20 protein-coding genes are annotated in these 19,381 nt (G+C 33.3%); 12 read left to right on the top strand and 8 right to left on the bottom strand.

The genetic code is table 11. The features are described from left to right. The first annotated feature begins 151 nt into the window (after positions 1 to 151). Both AAEO58_RS08625 and AAEO58_RS08620 read left to right on the top strand, forming a co-directional pair. Positions 152 to 2,035, top strand: coding sequence for a DUF349 domain-containing protein (locus AAEO58_RS08625; protein WP_341683047.1), 1,884 nt, complete (start codon positions 152 to 154; stop codon positions 2,033 to 2,035). A 155-nt stretch (positions 2,036 to 2,190) separates the two neighbouring features. Then, positions 2,191 to 2,943, top strand: a complete 753-nt coding sequence (locus AAEO58_RS08620; protein WP_291135936.1) for a hypothetical protein — start codon at positions 2,191 to 2,193, stop codon at positions 2,941 to 2,943. Between the two features lie 339 nt (positions 2,944 to 3,282). Here AAEO58_RS08620 and AAEO58_RS08615 read toward each other — a convergent pair whose 3' ends face one another. From AAEO58_RS08615 to def, 4 genes are all read right to left on the bottom strand, one after another. Further along, on the bottom strand, positions 3,283 to 3,570 hold the full coding sequence (locus AAEO58_RS08615) for an antibiotic biosynthesis monooxygenase family protein (protein WP_288984551.1): 288 nt from the start codon (positions 3,568 to 3,570) through the stop codon (positions 3,283 to 3,285). Between the two features lie 33 nt (positions 3,571 to 3,603). Continuing rightward, on the bottom strand, positions 3,604 to 4,377 hold the full coding sequence (gene mazG, locus AAEO58_RS08610; protein ID WP_341683046.1) for a nucleoside triphosphate pyrophosphohydrolase: 774 nt from the start codon (positions 4,375 to 4,377) through the stop codon (positions 3,604 to 3,606). Positions 4,378 to 4,507: 130 nt separating this feature from the next. Next, a complete protein-coding gene (locus AAEO58_RS08605) occupies positions 4,508 to 4,939 on the bottom strand; it encodes a DUF5606 family protein (RefSeq protein ID WP_341683045.1) in 432 nt (143 codons plus the stop codon). 128 nt (positions 4,940 to 5,067) lie between these two features. Continuing rightward, a complete protein-coding gene (gene def / locus AAEO58_RS08600; protein WP_341683044.1) occupies positions 5,068 to 5,655 on the bottom strand; it encodes a peptide deformylase in 588 nt (195 codons plus the stop codon). A gap of 181 nt (positions 5,656 to 5,836) precedes the next feature. Between def and AAEO58_RS08595 the strand changes: the two genes are divergently transcribed. The 8 genes from AAEO58_RS08595 to argH are packed head-to-tail and all read left to right on the top strand — an operon-like array spanning position 5,837 to position 13,820. After that, positions 5,837 to 6,418, top strand: a complete 582-nt coding sequence (locus AAEO58_RS08595; RefSeq protein ID WP_341683043.1) for a GNAT family N-acetyltransferase — start codon at positions 5,837 to 5,839, stop codon at positions 6,416 to 6,418. After that, the gene (locus AAEO58_RS08590; protein ID WP_341683042.1) at positions 6,393 to 7,592 is read left to right on the top strand and encodes an argininosuccinate synthase; all 1,200 of its coding nucleotides are present in this window, start codon (positions 6,393 to 6,395) and stop codon (positions 7,590 to 7,592) included. Before AAEO58_RS08595 ends, AAEO58_RS08590 begins: the two co-directional genes overlap by 26 nt. A 5-nt stretch (positions 7,593 to 7,597) precedes the next feature. Further along, a complete protein-coding gene (argC, locus tag AAEO58_RS08585; protein ID WP_341683041.1) occupies positions 7,598 to 8,572 on the top strand; it encodes an N-acetyl-gamma-glutamyl-phosphate reductase in 975 nt (324 codons plus the stop codon). Between the two features lie 10 nt (positions 8,573 to 8,582). Further along, positions 8,583 to 9,719, top strand: a complete 1,137-nt coding sequence (locus tag AAEO58_RS08580; RefSeq protein WP_341683040.1) for an aspartate aminotransferase family protein — start codon at positions 8,583 to 8,585, stop codon at positions 9,717 to 9,719. A 2-nt stretch (positions 9,720 to 9,721) separates the two neighbouring features. Further along, complete coding sequence (locus tag AAEO58_RS08575; protein WP_341683039.1) at positions 9,722 to 10,681, top strand: N-acetylornithine carbamoyltransferase; 960 nt, start codon at positions 9,722 to 9,724, stop codon at positions 10,679 to 10,681. After that, positions 10,668 to 11,459: an acetylglutamate kinase gene (gene argB, locus AAEO58_RS08570; protein ID WP_341683038.1), complete on the top strand. Its 792-nt coding sequence runs from the start codon at positions 10,668 to 10,670 to the stop codon at positions 11,457 to 11,459. Before AAEO58_RS08575 ends, argB begins: the two co-directional genes overlap by 14 nt. After that, positions 11,437 to 12,507, top strand: a complete 1,071-nt coding sequence (locus AAEO58_RS08565; RefSeq protein WP_341683037.1) for a M20 family metallo-hydrolase — start codon at positions 11,437 to 11,439, stop codon at positions 12,505 to 12,507. Before argB ends, AAEO58_RS08565 begins: the two co-directional genes overlap by 23 nt. A 2-nt stretch (positions 12,508 to 12,509) precedes the next feature. After that, a complete protein-coding gene (gene argH, locus AAEO58_RS08560; protein WP_341683036.1) occupies positions 12,510 to 13,820 on the top strand; it encodes an argininosuccinate lyase in 1,311 nt (436 codons plus the stop codon). Here argH and AAEO58_RS08555 read toward each other — a convergent pair. From AAEO58_RS08555 to AAEO58_RS08545, 3 genes are read right to left on the bottom strand one after another with little or no spacing between them, the layout of a single operon-like run. After that, complete coding sequence (locus AAEO58_RS08555; RefSeq protein ID WP_341683035.1) at positions 13,813 to 14,292, bottom strand: Lrp/AsnC family transcriptional regulator; 480 nt, start codon at positions 14,290 to 14,292, stop codon at positions 13,813 to 13,815. The two genes, argH and AAEO58_RS08555, sit on opposite strands and share 8 nt — an antisense overlap. A 30-nt stretch (positions 14,293 to 14,322) precedes the next feature. Continuing rightward, a complete protein-coding gene (gene ruvX, locus AAEO58_RS08550; protein WP_341683034.1) occupies positions 14,323 to 14,733 on the bottom strand; it encodes a Holliday junction resolvase RuvX in 411 nt (136 codons plus the stop codon). Positions 14,734 to 14,767: 34 nt separating this feature from the next. After that, complete coding sequence (locus AAEO58_RS08545; RefSeq protein ID WP_341683033.1) at positions 14,768 to 15,616, bottom strand: META domain-containing protein; 849 nt, start codon at positions 15,614 to 15,616, stop codon at positions 14,768 to 14,770. A gap of 106 nt (positions 15,617 to 15,722) precedes the next feature. Here AAEO58_RS08545 and AAEO58_RS08540 point away from each other — a divergent pair, with 106 nt between their 5' ends. After that, complete coding sequence (locus tag AAEO58_RS08540; protein ID WP_341683032.1) at positions 15,723 to 16,538, top strand: 2,3,4,5-tetrahydropyridine-2,6-dicarboxylate N-succinyltransferase; 816 nt, start codon at positions 15,723 to 15,725, stop codon at positions 16,536 to 16,538. Between the two features lie 153 nt (positions 16,539 to 16,691). Then, positions 16,692 to 18,560, top strand: a complete 1,869-nt coding sequence (locus tag AAEO58_RS08535) for an LTA synthase family protein (protein ID WP_341683031.1) — start codon at positions 16,692 to 16,694, stop codon at positions 18,558 to 18,560. Here the strand turns inward: AAEO58_RS08535 and AAEO58_RS08530 are convergent. Further along, positions 18,546 to 19,307, bottom strand: a complete 762-nt coding sequence (locus tag AAEO58_RS08530; protein WP_341683030.1) for a glycosyltransferase family 2 protein — start codon at positions 19,305 to 19,307, stop codon at positions 18,546 to 18,548. The two genes, AAEO58_RS08535 and AAEO58_RS08530, sit on opposite strands and share 15 nt — an antisense overlap. Between the last annotated feature and the right edge of the window lie 74 nt (positions 19,308 to 19,381).

Here is a 19,381-nt window from a genome sequence, read left to right as displayed (position 1 = left end):
ACCTTGTATAGCGGATAGCGGGAAAATGGATGGCAAGAATGCCCAAAACACTCGTTTCAAAGAAAATAAGCGATAATTGGACGATTTTTTTTGAATTTTCGGAGTGCTTTAGTATCTTCACACAATATTAGTAACCTTAAGCATTTACACAATGTCAGAAGCAACACATGATAACCTGCATAACGCAGATGGACAAGACCAAATGGAACAATTAGATGGAGTTACCATTATTAGTCAATCGGTATTAGAGGAAATAGACAATTCTAATGCAGAAGAAAGCGAAGATGATTCGATAAAAGAAAAGCACGAAATTCCAGTATTGGATTACGATGCAATGTCGATGGAAGCCTTAACCGATGAGCTAGAGAAATTAGTCGATAACGAAAAAGTAATGGCGATTAAAGACCATGTAGAAGGCATTAGAAAAGCTTTTTCGGACAAATACCACCATTTTATAGACGAGAAAAAAGAGGAATTCTTAGCTCAAAACAACGAAGAAGGTTTAGATTTTGAGTATCACTTTCCTTTAAAAAATAAGTTTGATGGCATTTACAACGCTTACAAAGCAAGCAAAGCCAAACATTTCAAACAATTACAAAACAATTTAGAGCAAAATTTTGCCGTTCGTGAAGGCTTAATCGAAGAGTTGAAAAACTTAATCGATTCTGGTGATTCGAATATTGGCGATATGTTCAAAAAAGTAAACGACATTCGCGAGCGTTGGAAAAATGCAGGTGCAATTCCAAGAGACAAATACAACATCTTGTGGAACAACTACCATTTTCATATTGAGCGTTTTTACGACATCATGCACTTAGACAAAGAAGCGCGTGATTTAGATTTGAAACACAATTTAGAGCAAAAGCAACATATTATTGCTAAAGCGAAGGAATTACTAAACGAGGAAGACGTAATGAAAGCGTTCCGTGAATTGCAATTGTTACACCGCGTTTGGAAAGAAGAAATTGGTCCAGTTGATCGTGAACACAGAGAAGCGATTTGGGACGAATTCAGCGAAATCACCAAACAAATGCACGACAAGCGTGAAGCTTTATACGCAGTAGCAAGAGGAAAAGAAACGGATAATTTAGCGGTTAAAAACGAAATTATAGTGCTAATTGAAGCTTTAGGAACCGAGAAAATCGATTCGCACAGTGGATGGCAAGCGCAAATTAAGAAAATGGAAGCGTTGCGCGAAGCGTTCTTTAAAGCAGGTAAAGTTCCAGCGGAAGTAACTGAGGAAACTTGGGCTAAATTTAAAAATGCGGTTAGAGCGTTTAATGCACACAAAAACGTTTTCTATAAAGACATCAAACACGAGCAACACGAGAATTTAACTAAGAAATTGGAATTAGTAGAAAAAGCAAAATCGTTAAAAGAAAATTCTGATTTCGCTGCGACTACTCCAATTATGAAGAAAATTCAGGACGATTGGAAGAAAATTGGACATGTGCCTCGTAAATATTCGGATAGCATTTGGAAAGACTTTAAAGATGCGTGTAATGCGTATTTTGATAGAATGCACGAAGCTAAAAATGCCGAATCTAGTGAAGAAGTAGAAGCATTTGAAAAGAAAAAAGCATTCTTAGAAGAGTTGAAATCGTTTACGTTAAGTGGCGAACACAAAGCAGATTTAGATGCAATAAAAGAACACATTGCGACTTGGAAAACCTTTGGAAAAGTGCCTTTTAACAGAAGACACATTGAAGGTAAATTCAATAAGATTTTAGATGCCTTGTTTGAAAAACTAAGCATGTCTAAAAAAGACACCGAAATGATGCGTTTTAGCAATCGTTTAGAGCAAATGAGCGACAACGATGACAAACGTGCTTTAGAACAAGAGCAATTCTTTATTAGAAAGAAAATCGACGAAGTACAAAGCGAAATTTTCCAGTTAGAGAACAACATTCAGTTTATTAGCAGTAGTTCTAAAGGTGAAAATCCTTTTATTAAAGAAGTTCAGAAAAACATTGAACGCCACAAAGACGACTTGAAATTGTGGAAAGAAAAGCTACAGCAAATTAAAAATATGTAAGATAGAATCCCGAGTTAAGGCTCGGGATTTTTTTTTTGCTTGTTTAAAAATGCACATAAAATCTGTAATTGAGTTTATGGGAATTTGGGTATATTTGTGGAAGAAGTTAATTGTATCAAACAATTTAGAGATAATTGCAACTCAAAAAATGAATTATGACAAATCAATTTTTAAAATATCTTTATTCAAAAATAAGCAAGTCAACAATTGAAAATGGAGAAAGAAGTAATCAAAGTTTTGAAAGAGCTGATAGAATTATAATTTGGATTGTTGGATTTTCAATCGGTATTTTCGTAATACTTTTCACCAAAGACTATGACATAAAAAACCCAAATTATAAAACCATAACAGAGTTATCAAATCAAATAACTATAGTTTCATTGATTGTTGTTATTTTTGGATTAATCTTTAGAATTTTTTCTTTTTTTTCACAAATGTTATTAACTGCGATTAATATGGATTTTGCTGGTTATGCGGATGGCTTTTCGACTACATTAGAATTTCCAACCCCCAGAAAAATAAAGAATAGCGATACAATTGAAGATATAATCTATTATTTTGAACAAGATTTTAAAATCATTCAAGAAAAACCAGACTTCTCAAACAGTTCACAAGAAAGTATAAAAGAATACAGAACACTTCTTATAAATTATTACAAATCTTTAGCAGACGGCAACGATATTGAAGTTCAAATAGAAGAATACAAAAATAAGCTTTGTGAATATTATGGGATATCGAAAGAGAAAATAAACGAAAGATTTGATAATAATAAAAATGTGAAATTGCGAGGTAAAGTATATCAAAAGACATTGATTGGTAGTTACATTTTCTTCTTTTTAACAATTGCAACATTTATAATTGGAGCGATAATTATTTTAGAAAAACTAGTAAATAAAACTCAATGCTAGGCTAACACGAGAATCACGCTCGTGAATACAAAAACAACTAAAAATATCGTCCCTACAGGACTTCCTAATCGTTGTGTTTATTTTTTACCCATATTACGTTCCTACGGAACTACCTATATCTCGTTCCTACGGAACTAAAAAAGTTAATACAACTGTTTGAAAATGCCGTTAGGCATGAAATATGGGTAACTTAATGTATTAGTGTTGGTAAAATCCCGTAGGGATGACATAAAAGAGATGCTTTCAGCATGACAAACTGGACGTGATATGCGTTATGTGATGCTTCGTTACATCAACATGACAAACTAGGCAAAAAAACTTAGCGTTTAAATCACCCTTTTAAAACTCGTACTCTCTTTCCACTTTGGCAATTCTTACTTTGTAATTTTTGTACCAAGTGGTTTTACCTTTTTCTTGTGCTTCTACATGTTCCATATTGGCTTTCCAGTTTTTTATGGCTTCCAAGCTTTCCCAATACGAAACGGTAATTCCAATTTCGCTTCGTGCGCTTTCCATACCTATATATCCAGGTTGGGCTTTGGCTAATTCCACCATTTTAATTGCCATTTCGGCATAACCTGCTTCCACTTCGGTTCTGGTAGAGGTAAAAATTACTGCGTAGTACATGTGAATTATGAATTGTTAATTATTAATTGTCAATTAAAGCTTCTTCGCTTCTTCCCAAAAAACATCCATTTCGGTTAGCGTCATGTCCATTAAAGGTTTTCCTAATTCGGTGGCTTTGCTTTCTAAATATTGGAAACGTTTAATGAATTTTTTATTGGTGCGTTCTAAAGCGTCTTCTGGGTTTACTTTTAAGAATCTTGCGTAGTTTATCATGGAGAACAAAACATCGCCAAATTCGGCTTCTATTTTGTCTTGGTTGCCAGCTTGTACCTCAACTTGGAGTTCGTTTAGTTCTTCTTGCACTTTGTCCCAAACTTGGTGCGATTCTTCCCAATCAAATCCAACACCTTTAACCTTATCTTGAATGCGACTTGCTTTTACTAACGCCGGTAAACTTTTTGGCACACCTTCCAAAACTGATTTCTTGCCTTCTTTCAGTTTTAATTTTTCCCAATTTTGCTTTACTTCTTCTTCATCAGCCACCACCACATCGCCATAAATATGCGGATGACGATCAATTAATTTATCACAAATGGAATTCGCTACATCTCCAATATCAAACGCATTGGTTTCGCTTCCAATTTTCGCATAAAACACAATGTGCAACAATACATCGCCCAACTCTTTCTTGATTTCTTCCAAATCGTTGTCTAAAATTGCATCGCCTAATTCATAGGTTTCTTCAATCGTTAAATGACGAAGACTTTCAAGTGTTTGCTTTTTATCCCAAGGACATTTTTCGCGTAAATCGTCCATGATATCTAAAAGTCGATTGAAAGCTTGTAGTTGTTGTTGGCGTGTGTTCATTTTCGTGATGTTTATTTGAAGTTGAGACAAGCCATTGGCTTGTCTGTACTATATTGATGGAAATAATATCGTAAAAATAAAAAATCCCACGTGGAAAACGCAGGATTTTAAAGTATAATTTTTCCAATGCTTATTCAGCAGCTGGAGCTTCTTCTTCTTTTACTTCTTTAGATAACGCTTCTAATGAAACGAAACCTTTTGGTTGTAACAAATTGTACCAGTTTAAGATTTTCTTGATGTCAGACGTATATACTCTGTCTTCATCAAATTCTGGTAAAATTTCTCTGAAATACGCTTTTAATTTCGCATCGTCTTCTTTGTGAGACATTGCTATACCGTCGTTTTCTTTCGTAGCAATTGCTTTTAAAACTTCTGCTAAACGCACTTCTTCTGAATACGTGTATACTGCAATTTCTGATAACAAACTTACGTTAGCTCTCATTCCTACAGTTATCTTTTTTCCGTCTAATAAAGATTCGGCTACAAATCCTGTACGTGTTTGAATTTTTAATTCATATAAACCTGGTTTCCCAGAAATAGCTAATATTTTTTGAATGCTCATGTTTCTTACTTATTAAGGTTGGCAAATATATTATTTTAAAGTAAAAAGTGAAAAGTAATAAGTAAAAAGTTTAAAGAAACTAAACAAGTTAAACTGAATACTAAAAACTGAACACTGAATACTGCAAATTAACGTCCTTTTTTGTTTACGTACTTCATTTTATAATCGGGTCTTGCTTTACCATCCATAATGTTTTGCAATTTCTTCCCAATTAGCTTCTTTTTCAACATCGATAAGTGATCGGTAAATAAAATTCCTTCGATGTGGTCGTACTCATGTTGGATAACACGCGCGATTAAACCATTATATACTTCAGTCTTCTTATTGAAATCTTCATCAAAATATTCAATTGTAATGGTATCATGACGAAAAACATCTTCACGCACATCTGGAATACTCAAACAACCTTCGTTGAATCCCCAAATATCACCTTCTTCCTTAATGATTTTTGCATTGATGAAAGTCTTTTTGAACTCTTTCATTAAAGCCGCTTCTTCTTTGGAAACGTCATCACTATCGCTAAAAGGTTCGGTATCTACAATAAACAAACGAATTGGCATACCCACTTGTGGAGCAGCCAAACCAACGCCATGCGCATGATACATGGTGTCATACATATTAGCAATTGTTTCTTTAAGATTCGGATATTCTAGAGTAATGTCCTCGCATAGTTTGCGTAAGACTGGTTCTCCGTATCCGTATATTGGTAAAATCATAATCTTGAAATTAAGGGTACAAAAATAGTAAAATATACAGACAATAAAACAGTTATAACAAATAAATAATAATTTAAAATTAAGATTTAAAATCTTAAAAATTAATTAAAAAAAGATATTTTATCTTTAATTTGTTATTTAATAAATAATTTTATTTAGTTTTGCCGAAATTTTAAAAGAAATGACCATTAAAATTGAGCAAACGAATTCTCAACATTTGATTTTCTGCGAAGCCATCATAGAAGAAATGGAACTTTCCGCAAAAGTGAGAGGAACAGGAATCGCAAAGCGTTCAACAGAATATTTAAGTAAAAAAATCATAGACGGAAACGGAATTATCGCCCTTACCGAAGAAAACGAATGGGCAGGATTTTGCTACATCGAAACGTGGAGTCACGAGAAATTTGTAGCAAACTCAGGATTGATTGTAGCTCCAAAATTTAGAAAACACGGACTGGCTCGAAAAATTAAACAGGCCATTTTTTCATTGTCGCAAAGTAAATTTCCAAATGCTAAAATCTTTGGATTAACAACTGGATTAGCTGTAATGAAAATCAATAGTGAATTAGGCTACGAACCCGTAACCTATTCCGAATTAACGCAAGATGAAAATTTCTGGAACGGATGCAAAAGCTGTATCAATTATGAAATTTTAATCGCAAAAGAAAAGAAAAATTGTTTGTGCACTGCCATGTTGTACGAACCAAAAATAGCATTAATACCAAATGAAGAAAACCATGAAAAAAGTAGTTTTAGCTTATAGCGGAGGATTAGACACTTCGTTTTGTGCCGTTTATTTATCAAAAAAATTAGGATACGAAATTCACGCCGTTACAGTAAATACTGGTGGATTTTCATCCGAAGAAATAAAAGATATTGAAAGACGCGCTTTGACTCTTGGTGTACATTCTTACACGTGTATTGATGCCGTAAAAAATTATTATGACACTTGTGTGAAATACTTGATTTATGGAAATGTATTGAAAAACAACACCTATCCGCTTTCTGTGAGTGCTGAAAGAACCATTCAAGCAAAATCTATTGCCGATTATGCAAAAAAAATCAATGCCGATGCTGTTGCGCACGGAAGTACAGGCGCTGGAAACGATCAAGTAAGATTTGATGTTATTTTTAATATTCTTTGTCCCAATATCGAAATCATAACTCCTATCAGAGATTTGAAACTTTCAAGAGAAGCCGAAATTGAGTTCTTGAAAGAAAATCAAGTAGAAATGAATTTCGAAAAAGCGTTATATTCTGTAAACAAAGGGCTTTGGGGAACTTCTGTAGGTGGAAAAGAGACGTTAACCTCCAATCAATATTTACCTGAAACGGCTTTTCCTTCGCAATTAGAAAAAACAGAAGCGGATAAAACAGAAGTCATTTTACATTTTAAACAAGGTGAAATCGTTGCAATTAATAAAACCGTTTTTTCACATCCAAGTGAAGCTATTTTGTATTTGGAAAGTTTAGCTGCTCCTTTCGCTATTGGAAGAGATATTCATGTGGGTGATACCATTGTCGGAATAAAAGGAAGAGTTGGTTTTGAAGCGGCGTCAGCTTTGATTATTTTAAAAGCACATCATCTATTGGAAAAACATACGCTTTCGAAATTTCAATTGAATTTAAAAAGTCAATTAGCGGATTGGTATGGTAGCTGGTTACACGAAGGTTTGTTCTTAGACCCAGCATTACGTGATATTGAAACTTTCTTCACCAATTCACAAAAAACAGTCAATGGAAAAGTCATCGTGACACTTTTACCTTATCGTTTTATCCTTAACGGTATAGAATCAGAAAACGATTTAATGGCATCCAAATTTGGAAGCTATGGCGAAATGAATTTGGGTTGGTCTGGTGAAGATGTAAAAGGATATTCAAAAATAATCAGCAATTCGCTTACCATTTATCATCAGGTGAACGAGAGTAAAATATAATTCAAATGGAATCAATAATAAAAGTTGGAATAGTTGGAGCTGCAGGTTATACCGGTGGCGAATTGATTCGTCTACTCTTAAATCATCCAAAAACCGAAATAACATTAGCGTTAAGCAGAAGTCAAAATGGAAAAGCAATCAGCAGTATTCATACCGATTTAATTGGCGAAACAGATTTGATTTTTACCAATAAATATTCCCAAGAGATTGATGTTTTGTTTTTGTGCCTTCCTCATAAAGAAAGTAAAATTTGGCTAGAAAACAATGAAGTGAATGAAACCATCAAAATCATCGATTTAGGTAATGATTTCAGAATTGACGGCACATTTGAAAAAGGAAATTTTGTTTACGGTTTACCAGAAATCAATAAGAAAGCGATAGAAAAAAGTAATTACGTTGCCAACCCAGGTTGTTTTGCTACTGCGATTCAATTAGCGTTACTCCCACTTGCGAAAGTAAAGATTTTAAAAACAGTTTACACAACCGGAATTACAGGCTCGACTGGTGCAGGACAACAATTGCAAGACACTACGCATTTTAGTTGGAGAGCTAATAATATTTCGGCTTACAAAACTTTACAACATCAACATGTGGCTGAAATCTGTAAAACAATAAACCATCTAAACGAAGAAAAAATAGCACTTGAATTCGTTCCATGGCGGGGGGATTTTACTCGGGGAATTTTCACTAGTTCTACGATTGAAACAAAAATGAGTTTAGAAGAAATTCAAACACTTTATGAAGATTTTTACAGGAACAATCCATTTGTGTTATTGTCTAAAACCAACATCGATTTGAAACAAGTGGTAAACACCAATAAATGTTTATTATTCATCGAAAAAGACGAAAATCACGTGGTCATTCACTCCGTTATTGATAATTTATTAAAAGGTGCTTCTGGACAAGCGGTTCAAAATATGAATCTCATGTTTGGTTGGGAAGCAACGCTGGGATTAAAATTAAAAGCCTCAGCATTTTAAAAAGAAAAAAATGAAATTATTTGATGTATATCCGTTATTTGACTTAAACTTCATCAAAGCAGAAGGAAGTTATTTATGGAACAATAAAAACGAAAAATATCTAGATTTATATGGTGGTCATGCCGTGATTTCAATTGGCCATAGCCATCCTACTTATGTACAAAAAGTCACTGAACAATTACATAATATTGGATTTTATTCCAATTCAGTAAAAATTCCAATACAAGAAGAAGTAGCACTAAAACTAGGTCAAATTAGTGGCTATGAAGATTATTCGCTTTTCATGTGCAACTCAGGTGCCGAAGCGAACGAAAACGCAATTAAACTAGCTTCATTTCACACACAAAAGAAGAAGAACATTTGCTTTACCAAGGCTTTTCATGGAAGAACTGCGGCTGCCGTTGCGGCAACTGACAACAAAAGTATTATTGCACCAACGAATGAGTCGGACAACTTTATTTTTGTTCCTTTTAACAACACAACTGCGTTAGAAGAAGCATTTAAAAATCATGAAATTTCTTCTGTAATCATTGAAGGAATTCAGGGTGTGGGCGGTGTTCAAATTCCAGAACTAACCTTCTTAGAGAAAATTAGAAGTTTATGTGATGAACATGAAGCGGTTTTCATTTGCGATGAAATTCAATCAGGTTACGGAAGAACGGGTAAGTTTTTTGCGCATCAACATGCCGGTATAAAAGCCGATATTATAACCATTGCAAAAGGAATGGGAAATGGTTTTCCTGTTGGTGGCGTTTTAATTTCGCCAAAATTCCAAGCAAAACATGGTTTATTAGGAACTACTTTCGGAGGAAATTATTTGGCTTGTGCCGCATCGTTAGCTGTTTTGGAAACCATTGAAAATGAAGATTTACTACAAAACGCAACAGATTTAGGAAACTACTTAAACGAAGCATTAAAAGATGATCCGTTAATACACGAAATCCGCTATCAAGGTTTAATGTTTGGCATTGAACTGAAAGTTTCTTGTGCGCCATTACGAAACAAATTGCTGAGTGAATTCAATATTTTAACTGGAAATGCTTCGTGCCCAAAAACATTACGAATTCTTCCCGCTTTAAACATTACAAAAACAGAATTAGATGTATTTATAGAAGCATTTAAAATTCTATCTAAATCCAATTTATGAATATGAAACGATTTTTCTCTGTAGATGACATAACCAATCTTGATACATTTATTCAAGAGGCAATCCAATTAAAAAAAACACCTTTACAAAAAAGCGAATTAGGTAAAGGAAAAACATTGGGCTTGGTTTTTTTAAATTCAAGTCTAAGAACTAGATTAAGCACTCAAAAAGCAGCACAAAATCTAGGACTAAACACTATTATCTTGAACGCTAATCAAGAAGCTTGGATATGGGAATTTGAAGACGGTGCGATTATGAATGGTGGAACAGTTGAACACATCAAAGATGCGGCGCAAGTTTTAAGTCAATATTGCGATATTATTGGTATTCGTTGTTTTGCGAGTTTGACTAACAAAGAAGAAGACACTTATGAAAAGGTATTTTCGTTATTTGAAAAACATGCGACTGTGCCTATTATTTCTCTAGAATCAGCAACGTTACATCCGTTACAAAGTTTGGCTGACTGTATTACGATTGAAGAGCAAAAACCAATCAACAAGAAACCAAAAGTAGTTTTGACATGGGCGCCTCATATCAAATCGATTCCACATGCCGTTGGAAATTCATTTGCTCAATGGATGAATAAAATGGATTGCGAATTTGTAATTACGCATCCAAAAGGATATGAATTGGATCCAAAATTTACTCAAAATGCAACCATTGAGCACAATCAGGAAATAGCGCTACAAGATGCTGATTTTGTATATATTAAAAACTGGTCGTCATTTGAAGAATACGGAAAAATCCTTGAAACCAACGAAAATTGGATGTTAACGAATGAGAAATTAAAAGTTTCTAATAATGCTAAAATAATGCATTGTTTACCTGTAAGAAGAAATGTAGAAGTAAGTGATGAAGTTTTAGACAGCCAAAATTCTCTAATTTATCAGCAAGCTAATAATAGAACATATGCAGCACAGATAGTGCTTCAAAAAATATTAGAATCAAATGAAAACGCTTAACATTATAAAAATTGGTGGCAATGTTATAGATGATGAATCGAAATTGAATGATTTCATCCAATCGCTTGCGAGTTTAAACGAACCTTTTATTCTAGTTCATGGCGGTGGAAAATTAGCAACCAATTTAGCTGAAAAACTAAATATTCCACAACAATTAATAGAAGGAAGAAGAATAACTGATGCCGAAACCTTAAAAATTACCACCATGGTTTATGCGGGTTACATCAATAAAAATATAGTTGCAAAACTTCAAAAACACCACATTAATAGTGTTGGTTTATCTGGAGCTGATGGTAATTTAATTCCAGCAACAAAAAGAATTCATCAGGAAATCGATTACGGATTTGTGGGTGATATTTCCATTGAAAATGTGAATTCTAATTTTCTAGATTTATTACTTCAAAGTGGATTAACACCTGTCATCTGCGCAATTACTCACGACAAACAAGGTCAATTATTAAATACAAATGCCGATACCATTGCGAGTGTTTTGGCTTCGGCTTTGGCAACTTCATTTCAAGTAAAATTAACTTATTGCTTTGAAAAAAAAGGTGTTTTAAACAATTCCGATGATGAAAATTCGGTAATCAAAAACTTAGATTGGGATACCTTTCAAAAATTAAAAGAAGAAGGCATCATCAATAAAGGAATGGTTCCAAAAATTAAAAATGCGTTTGATGCTTTGGTAAACGGTGTAGAAGAAGTCGGAATTACATCAGCAGAAAACATTACAAATTTTATAAAAAGCAATCATTATGAAGGAACAAGAATTAACTAATCTTTTTGAATCGGCTTACGAATTATTGAAAGAATTGATTTCGATTCCTTCGTTCAGTAAAAGTGAAGATAAAACAGCGGATTGTATAGAAAAGTTCTTTGCAACGTACAACATACCAACCCATCGCGAAATGAATAACGTTTGGGCTTTCAATAAATTTTATGATGCATCCAAACCAACTATTCTACTAAATTCACATCATGATACCGTAAAACCAAATGCGAGTTACACTTTAAATCCGTTTGAACCTATTGAAAAAGAGGGCAAATTATATGGATTGGGAAGTAATGATGCTGGCGGATGTTTGGTGAGTTTAATTGCAACTTTTATTCATTTTTACGATAAAGAAAATCTGAATTATAATTTAGTTTTAGCGGCTACCGCAGAAGAAGAAATTTCTGGTGTCAATGGAATAGAATCAATCTTTAAAAAACTTGGCACTATCGATTTTGCCATTGTAGGAGAGCCAACCGAAATGAACTTAGCCATTGCCGAAAAAGGATTATTGGTTTTAGATTGCGTTGCTAAAGGAACTTCCTCTCACGCCGCACACCCGAATCACGACAATGCCATTTTGAATGCTTTGGAAGATATCCAATGGTTCAATTCGTATAAATTCGATAAAGTTTCCGATTTATTAGGTGAAGTAAAAATGACAGTAACAATCATCAACAGCGGTTCACAACACAATGTAGTTCCCGATTCTTGTCAGTTTACGGTTGATGTTAGAACGACAGAAATGTATTCTAACACAGAAATTTTCAATATCATTCAACAAAATATCAAAAGCGAGGTTACGCCACGTTCCTTAAGGCTTAATTCCTCCTCAATTCCATTGTCGCATCCATTTGTGCAAGCTGGAATAAAAATGGGAAGAACGTATTACGGATCGCCAACCTCATCAGACCAAGCGGTAATTCCTTGTCCGTCTCTAAAAATGGGACCAGGATTATCAACGCGATCGCATAGTAGTGATGAATTTATTTATGTAGATGAAATTAAAAACGCAATTCAAATATACAATTCCGTTTTAACCCAAATCCTGTAGTTATGGCAGAAAAAATATGGCAAAAAAAAGCTAGTGACAATGCGTTTCATGCTAAAATAGTAGAAAAATTTACTGTTGGAAATGATGTCCAATTTGATTACGCTCTAGCTAAATATGACGTTTTGGGTTCGTTAGCCCATTGCGAAATGTTGCATTCTATCCATTTATTAAAAACGGAAGAATGGCTTTTAATCGAAACCGAGCTTCAAAAAATTTTAGAAGAAATTAAACAAAATCTATTTGAAATCGAACCTGGAATTGAAGATGTGCATTCGCAAGTAGAACATTTGCTAATTCAAAGAATTGGTGAAGTTGGAAAAAAAATTCACAGTGGTCGTTCGAGAAATGACCAAGTTCTGACCGATTTAAAACTGTATTTAAAAGCCGAAATTTTAGAGATCAAATCGCTTACTGAAACTGTTTTTTCGTCATTAATTCAGCTGAGCAACCAACACAAAGAGGTATTACTTCCGGGTTATACTCATTTGCAAATTGCTATGCCATCCTCCTTTGGATTGTGGTTTGGAGCTTATGCCGAAAGTTTAGTGGATGATTTAGAATTACTATTGGCAAGTTACAACATTATCAATAAAAATCCACTGGGCTCAGGAGCTGGATATGGCACTTCGTTTCCATTAAATAGAACGTTGACAACCGAATTGTTAGGATTTGAAACCTTAAACGTAAATTCAGTTCATGCACAAATGACAAGAGGAAAATCGGAAAAAGTAATGGCAATGGCAATGGCTGGTTTGGCGGGAACTTTAGGTAAATTGTCATACGATATGTGTTTGTACTTGAATCAAAATTTCGGTTTTATTTCCTTTCCCGACTCATTAACAACTGGAAGTAGCATCATGCCACACAAGAAAAATCCGGATGTTTTTGAAATTATGAGAGCAAGATGTAACAGAATACAAGCCTTACCAAACGAATTAATCTTATTGACTAACAATTTGCCTTCAGGTTATCACAGAGATGTTCAATTATCAAAAGAAGCTTTGTTTCCTGCAATTCAATCGTTGAAAGAATGTTTAGATATGTTGCATTTCATGTTGCAACATATTGAAATAAAAAGAGATATCGTTAAAGGTTCTAAATACAATTATATGTTTAGTGTTGAAAATGTTAACCAACAAGTTTTAAATGGAGTTCCGTTCAGAGATGCTTATAAAAACATTGGATTGGCTATTGAAAACAAGGATTTTAGTCCAAATTACGAAATCCATCATACGCATGAAGGGAGCATAGGAAATTTGGGCAACGAATTAATTGAAAAAGCTTTTGAAAAAGTGGTTTCGAAGTTTAACTAGTTACCTTTGGCAACATATATGCTGTTTCTTTTTTAGTTTCGTTTAAAACGATACTACTGTGATATTGTCCAATATTAGGAATATTTGAAATTACATTTACCACAAAATCATTGTACGATGTAATGTCCTCTGCAATGATTTTTAGCATATAATCATAATTTCCAGACAAACTAATTACTTCTTGAACTTGAGGAATGGCAACAATAGTTTGTTCAAAAGCGTCAAGAGCTACCTTAGATTGCTCTTTTAAAGTTACGTTACAATACACTACGATTTGAACACCAATTTTAAATCGATTCACTAACGCTACATACTTAGTTATCACCTGATTTTTTTCTAAATTTTTAATTCTTTCGTATGTTGGAGTAAACGAAAGCCCAACACGTTCCCCTATTTCTTTCACCGAAATTGTTGAATCTTGTTGTAAAATTTCTAAAATAGCTTGGTCTTTAGCGTCTAATTGATGTTTCATTCAGTAATAAAATTGAATATAAATGTACTATTATTTTTTATAACGCAAATAATCTTGAAGTATAATTGTTGCGGCAATTTCGTCAACCAAAGCTTTATTTTGGCGTTGTTTTTTATTTAAGCCACTATCAATCATGGTTTGAAACGCCATTTTGGAAGTAAATCGTTCATCTACTCTATTCACAGGCATTTCTGGAAAAGCTGCTTGAAATTTAGCAACAAAAGCATTGATGATTTCGGCACTTTGCGAAGGTGTTCCATCCATTTGTTTGGGTTCGCCAACAATTACACAGGCTACTTTTTCTTTCGAAAAATAATCTTTTAAAAAAGCAATTGCAGTTTCGGATGGAATTGTAGTTAGCCCAAAAGCTATCATCTGCATTTCATCAGTAACGGCAATTCCTGTTCTTTTGATTCCGTAATCTATGGCTAAAATTCGCATTTATTTACTAATTTTTAGCAAATATAAGCTCAATTTACTTAATAATTTCAAATTCTGCTAAAGTTGCCATTCTGGCTTTATTTAATTTTAAGGTTTTACCATCAAAATTATAATTATCAGCCATTTCTAAAACTTTAGCAAATTCTTGTTCGGTTACCATATCTTCACAAGCCATCATGGTGGAAGCTACTTTTGAGAATTCAATACGACTAACCTCTTCTTTTAACTTATAGCTTCCCATCATATTATTACAACCTGCAAAAGCTGAAAATCGTCCATCAGGATTAAAAGTAATTCCATTTTCTCTATTACTATCTTTATTCTTTTCGATAGTTTTTCCGTATAATTTCACCAAACGCCATTTTGAATTTTTCAATTCAACTTTAGGAACTTCTTTGGTTTTTGTTTCTTCTTTTTGAACTGGAGCAATTGGTTCAGAAATTTCAATTCTTGATAATTGGTATTTTGAAGCTAAATCACCTTCAATGCGTTTTCCATCAACATCTAAATGAAATAATGCATTTTCACCCACAAAATATTGATTTGGTGCAGCTGAACCCGAAAGCGTAATCGTATTTCCTGCATCGTTCCATGTGAATTTACCAGTTTCTTTAAACACTTTACTCGATTTCCCTTTATAAACGATTTCCTTAATATACGAATCTTCAGTTAATGAAATCGTAGTTTCGATAGATTCGCAATCGGCACACGGAAGATTACCCCTATAGTTTCCTTGATAATCTAAACTATTTTTAGCGTTATGTTCATCAACTTGAACTACTGTAGAATCAATTGGTGTTCCTTCTGTTTCTTTTTCAATTTCCTTTTTACAAGAAGTAAGACCAATAGCTATTATTCCTAAAATTAGAAGACTTTTTTTCATGTTGTTTGTTTTTTTGTGATTAATGTAAATTTACGACTTATTTCTCATATCAAAAAGAATTCCAAAATTCATAAAATGTTATATTTGCACTACAAAATTTAGAATCATGACCAATTTACAATCTACAATAGAACAAGCATGGGAAAATCGTGCTTTATTACAAGAAGAAACTACGCAAAAAGCCATTAGAGAAGTTATCGAATTATTAGATAGCGGAAAACTTCGTGTTGCTGAACCAGTTGAAAATGGCTGGCAAGTAAACGAATGGGTTAAAAAAGCGGTGGTAATGTACTTCCCTATTCAAAAAATGGAAACTTGGGAATCGGGTATTTTTGAATATCACGATAAAATGTTATTGAAACGCAATTATGCAGAAAAAGGAATTCGTGTAGTTCCAAATGCAGTAGCAAGATATGGTGCTTATATTTCTAGTGGTGTAATTTTAATGCCAAGTTATGTAAACATTGGTGCTTATGTAGATGAAGGCACGATGGTAGATACATGGGCAACCGTAGGAAGTTGTGCACAAATTGGAAAACATGTTCACCTTTCTGGTGGTGTTGGAATTGGTGGTGTTTTAGAACCTTTACAAGCCGCTCCAGTAATTATTGAAGATGGTGCTTTCATCGGTTCTAGATGTATTGTGGTAGAAGGAGTTCACGTAGGAAAAGAAGCGGTTTTAGGTGCGAATGTATGTTTGACAGGATCTACCAAAATTATTGATGTTACAGGCGATGAGCCAATAGAATATAAAGGTGTTGTTCCGGCTCGCTCGGTAGTAATTCCAGGAAGTTATACGAAGAAATTCCCAGCTGGGGATTATCAAGTGCCTTGTGCAATTATCATTGGTCAAAGAAAACCTTCAACCGATTTGAAGACTTCTTTAAATGATGCATTGAGAGAATACAACGTAGCGGTATAAATCAAAGTACGAAGTTAGAAGTACGAAGTTGAATTCCAATTCATGACAAAATTGTTGTGAATTGGAATTTTTATTATCCTCCAAAAGTAAATTACAAGTAAATAAATTGTAAATTTTATATGAATAGTTAAATTTGCTGAAAAATACCTTTCTATGTCAAACTATTTTAGCAGTGTAAAACTATTTTTCAAGCGTTTTTTTGTGGTTCTTTTTATTTACCAAATTTGTCGTTTGTTGTTTTACTTTTTCAATAAAAATGCTTTTGAAAACATTTCTGCTAAAGGTTTTTTAGGCGGTATTCATTTTGATTTATCAGCAATTGCCTACATCAATTTAGTTTTTGCGCTTTTGCATTTTATTCCAGGTAATTTTAAATACAAACCTAACTATCAAAAGTATTTGAAAATTGGTTTCTTCATCGTGAATTTCATCTTCATCTTAACCAATTTTGTTGATTTCGAATATTACAAATTCACTGGCAGAAGAAGTACTTTTGGCATGATTACCGCAAGCGGAATGGAAAATGAAATTGGCGGATTAATTTTTTCTTTTTTAGTTGAGTTTTGGCATTTGCCGTTATTAGCAATTCTTTTGGGTTTTGGCTTTTGGAAAATGATTGCTAATCTAAAATCAGCAAGCGAACAAAGTGCAAACTGGTCACAAATTGCGAAACAATCCGGAATATTTATTCTTTTAATGGGATTTGTTTTCTTATTAGGTCGTGGTGGTTTCCAGAAAAAACCGTTACGTATTGTTGATGCTGTAAATTATGGTTCGATAAATCAGTCGGCAATTGTGCTGAATACTCCGTTTTGCATCATCAAAACTATTGGTAAAAAAGAAACGTTAGAATCACCAAAATACTTTTCAGAAACAGAATTAAATCAAATTTTCAATCCAATAACTGAAATCTCTTCAACTGAAAATCCGAACAAAAAAAATGTGGTAATTATTATTTTAGAAAGTTTCGGACGAGAAAATATTCAGCGTGGACAAACGCCTTTTTTAGATGGTTTGATTGAAAAATCGTTATTCTTTGAAAACGGTTTTGCTAATGGAAAACTTTCTATTGATGCGGTTCCTTCTACGCTTTCGAGTATTCCGAGTTTGATGAATAATTCGCTAATTACGTCAAGTTATTCGATTAATGAAGTGTATGGTTTACCAAAAATATTAAAAGATAATGGTTATCAAACTGCGTTTTTTCATGGTGCTTTCAACGGAAGTCAGAATTTTGACCAATATTGTAAAGTTGCAGGTTTTGATAATTATTTTGGGAAGAATGAATACGTTGGTCCAGAAGCATTTGATGGAAGATGGGGCATTTTTGATGAAGAATTTATGCAATATTTTTCAGGTAAAATGACCGAATTCAAACAACCATTTTTCAGTACGATTTTTACAATTTCATCACATAATCCATATATTATTCCAGAAAAACACAAAGGAAAATTTCCAAAAGGAACTACTAAAATTCATGAAAGTATTGCTTATTCTGATTATGCTTTGAAACGCTTTTTTGAAACAGCTTCTAAAGAAGATTGGTATAAAAACACGCTATTCGTAATAACGTCAGACCACACTTCATCAGAACCAACAGAGAAAAAATTTAAAACTAATGTTGGAAAATTTAGAGTTCCCATTTTATTCTTCGATCCTTCAAATCCTTCTATCGTTGGGAAAAATCAAAAGAATTTACAACAAATTGACATTATGCCTTCGATAATTGATTATTTGAATATTGATAGTAAAATGATTACCTATGGAAAATCGTACAAATCTGAAAAAGATTTTGTGGTGTATTATTTAGATAATATTTACCATTATGTTTCAGGCGACTATTACTTGGCTTTCGACGGAAAAAAATCGTTAGGATTATATAATTTCAAGAAAGATGAATTGCTAAAAACCAATTTAATCAAAACCGAAAAAGCAAAAACAACCGAAATGGAAACGTTTATAAAAGCGTATATTCAATCGTTTAACGAGCGAATGATTGGAAATAAATTAACGCTTCAATAATTTTTCTTGGCGTTGTAATTTCAGCAGTTTGGCGTATTTCATGTGCGAGAAAAATCCTTGGATTAAAGCAATTGTAATTCCGTCAATTCCGTTAAAAATTCCTTTTTTAAAGAAATAACATCTTATAAAAGCGGTTAAACCATTGATTACAGGTTTCATTGCTCCTACTCTTTTTCCTTGATCAAAAAGTTGTTGCGCATGCCAAGTAGAATATTGGTTTTTCTTAGCTATAATTTGCTCAAAAGATTCCCAACCGTAATGTAAAATGTGAACGGCTACTTTTTTCTCGTTAGTCGTTTCAATTTTTTGATGCACTTTAGCATCTGAAGGTTTTGCCGTTTTCTTATTGAAAAAACGCACTTTATGATCAGGATACCAACCTGAAAAATCAATCAATTCATCGGCTAAAAAGTTTTTAACTCGAAACGAAAAAGCATCATGATTTCCTTCTAAATACTTTCCTTTTAAGATAAATTCTTTAGCATCTTTATCTAAAAATTCGTCTGCATCTAAATTTAAAATCCAATCGTTTTTGCAAAATGGCAATCCATGCGTGCGTTGTGGTCCATCGCCAAGAAACTTTTGAGAAATAACTTTTGCTCCTTTTTCTTCGGCAATTTTCACTGTATTATCAGCACTTAACGAATCAACAATGATTACTTCATCGCACACTTCAAACAAAGCATCGATGCATTTTCCAATATTTTTTTCTTCATTATAAGTAATGACTAAACCGCTAATTGCCATAAAAATTGAATTTTCACAAAAGTAATCAAATTATTTTGTTGGCAAAGTTTCAAAATCAGTGTATTTTAGCCAAA

It is taken from the genome of Flavobacterium helocola (genome assembly GCF_038289885.1).
Classification (GTDB): domain Bacteria; phylum Bacteroidota; class Bacteroidia; order Flavobacteriales; family Flavobacteriaceae; genus Flavobacterium; species Flavobacterium cheniae.
This window is presented reverse-complemented; position numbering and strand designations above follow the sequence as displayed.

Excerpts from the sequence above, each read along its gene's own strand:
- AAEO58_RS08625 (WP_341683047.1), top strand. The coding sequence starts at position 152 with ATGTCAGAAGCAACACATGATAACCTGCATAACGCAGATGGACAAGAC.
- AAEO58_RS08620 (WP_291135936.1), top strand. The coding sequence starts at position 2,191 with ATGACAAATCAATTTTTAAAATATCTTTATTCAAAAATAAGCAAGTCA.
- AAEO58_RS08615 (WP_288984551.1), bottom strand. The coding sequence starts at position 3,570 with ATGTACTACGCAGTAATTTTTACCTCTACCAGAACCGAAGTGGAAGCA.
- mazG (WP_341683046.1), bottom strand. The coding sequence starts at position 4,377 with ATGAACACACGCCAACAACAACTACAAGCTTTCAATCGACTTTTAGAT.
- AAEO58_RS08605 (WP_341683045.1), bottom strand. The coding sequence starts at position 4,939 with ATGAGCATTCAAAAAATATTAGCTATTTCTGGGAAACCAGGTTTATAT.
- def (WP_341683044.1), bottom strand. The coding sequence starts at position 5,655 with ATGATTTTACCAATATACGGATACGGAGAACCAGTCTTACGCAAACTA.
- AAEO58_RS08595 (WP_341683043.1), top strand. The coding sequence starts at position 5,837 with ATGACCATTAAAATTGAGCAAACGAATTCTCAACATTTGATTTTCTGC.
- AAEO58_RS08590 (WP_341683042.1), top strand. The coding sequence starts at position 6,393 with ATGAAAAAAGTAGTTTTAGCTTATAGCGGAGGATTAGACACTTCGTTT.
- argC (WP_341683041.1), top strand. The coding sequence starts at position 7,598 with ATGGAATCAATAATAAAAGTTGGAATAGTTGGAGCTGCAGGTTATACC.
- AAEO58_RS08580 (WP_341683040.1), top strand. The coding sequence starts at position 8,583 with ATGAAATTATTTGATGTATATCCGTTATTTGACTTAAACTTCATCAAA.
- AAEO58_RS08575 (WP_341683039.1), top strand. The coding sequence starts at position 9,722 with ATGAAACGATTTTTCTCTGTAGATGACATAACCAATCTTGATACATTT.
- argB (WP_341683038.1), top strand. The coding sequence starts at position 10,668 with ATGAAAACGCTTAACATTATAAAAATTGGTGGCAATGTTATAGATGAT.
- AAEO58_RS08565 (WP_341683037.1), top strand. The coding sequence starts at position 11,437 with ATGAAGGAACAAGAATTAACTAATCTTTTTGAATCGGCTTACGAATTA.
- argH (WP_341683036.1), top strand. The coding sequence starts at position 12,510 with ATGGCAGAAAAAATATGGCAAAAAAAAGCTAGTGACAATGCGTTTCAT.
- AAEO58_RS08555 (WP_341683035.1), bottom strand. The coding sequence starts at position 14,292 with ATGAAACATCAATTAGACGCTAAAGACCAAGCTATTTTAGAAATTTTA.
- ruvX (WP_341683034.1), bottom strand. The coding sequence starts at position 14,733 with ATGCGAATTTTAGCCATAGATTACGGAATCAAAAGAACAGGAATTGCC.
- AAEO58_RS08545 (WP_341683033.1), bottom strand. The coding sequence starts at position 15,616 with ATGAAAAAAAGTCTTCTAATTTTAGGAATAATAGCTATTGGTCTTACT.
- AAEO58_RS08540 (WP_341683032.1), top strand. The coding sequence starts at position 15,723 with ATGACCAATTTACAATCTACAATAGAACAAGCATGGGAAAATCGTGCT.
- AAEO58_RS08535 (WP_341683031.1), top strand. The coding sequence starts at position 16,692 with ATGTCAAACTATTTTAGCAGTGTAAAACTATTTTTCAAGCGTTTTTTT.
- AAEO58_RS08530 (WP_341683030.1), bottom strand. The coding sequence starts at position 19,307 with ATGGCAATTAGCGGTTTAGTCATTACTTATAATGAAGAAAAAAATATT.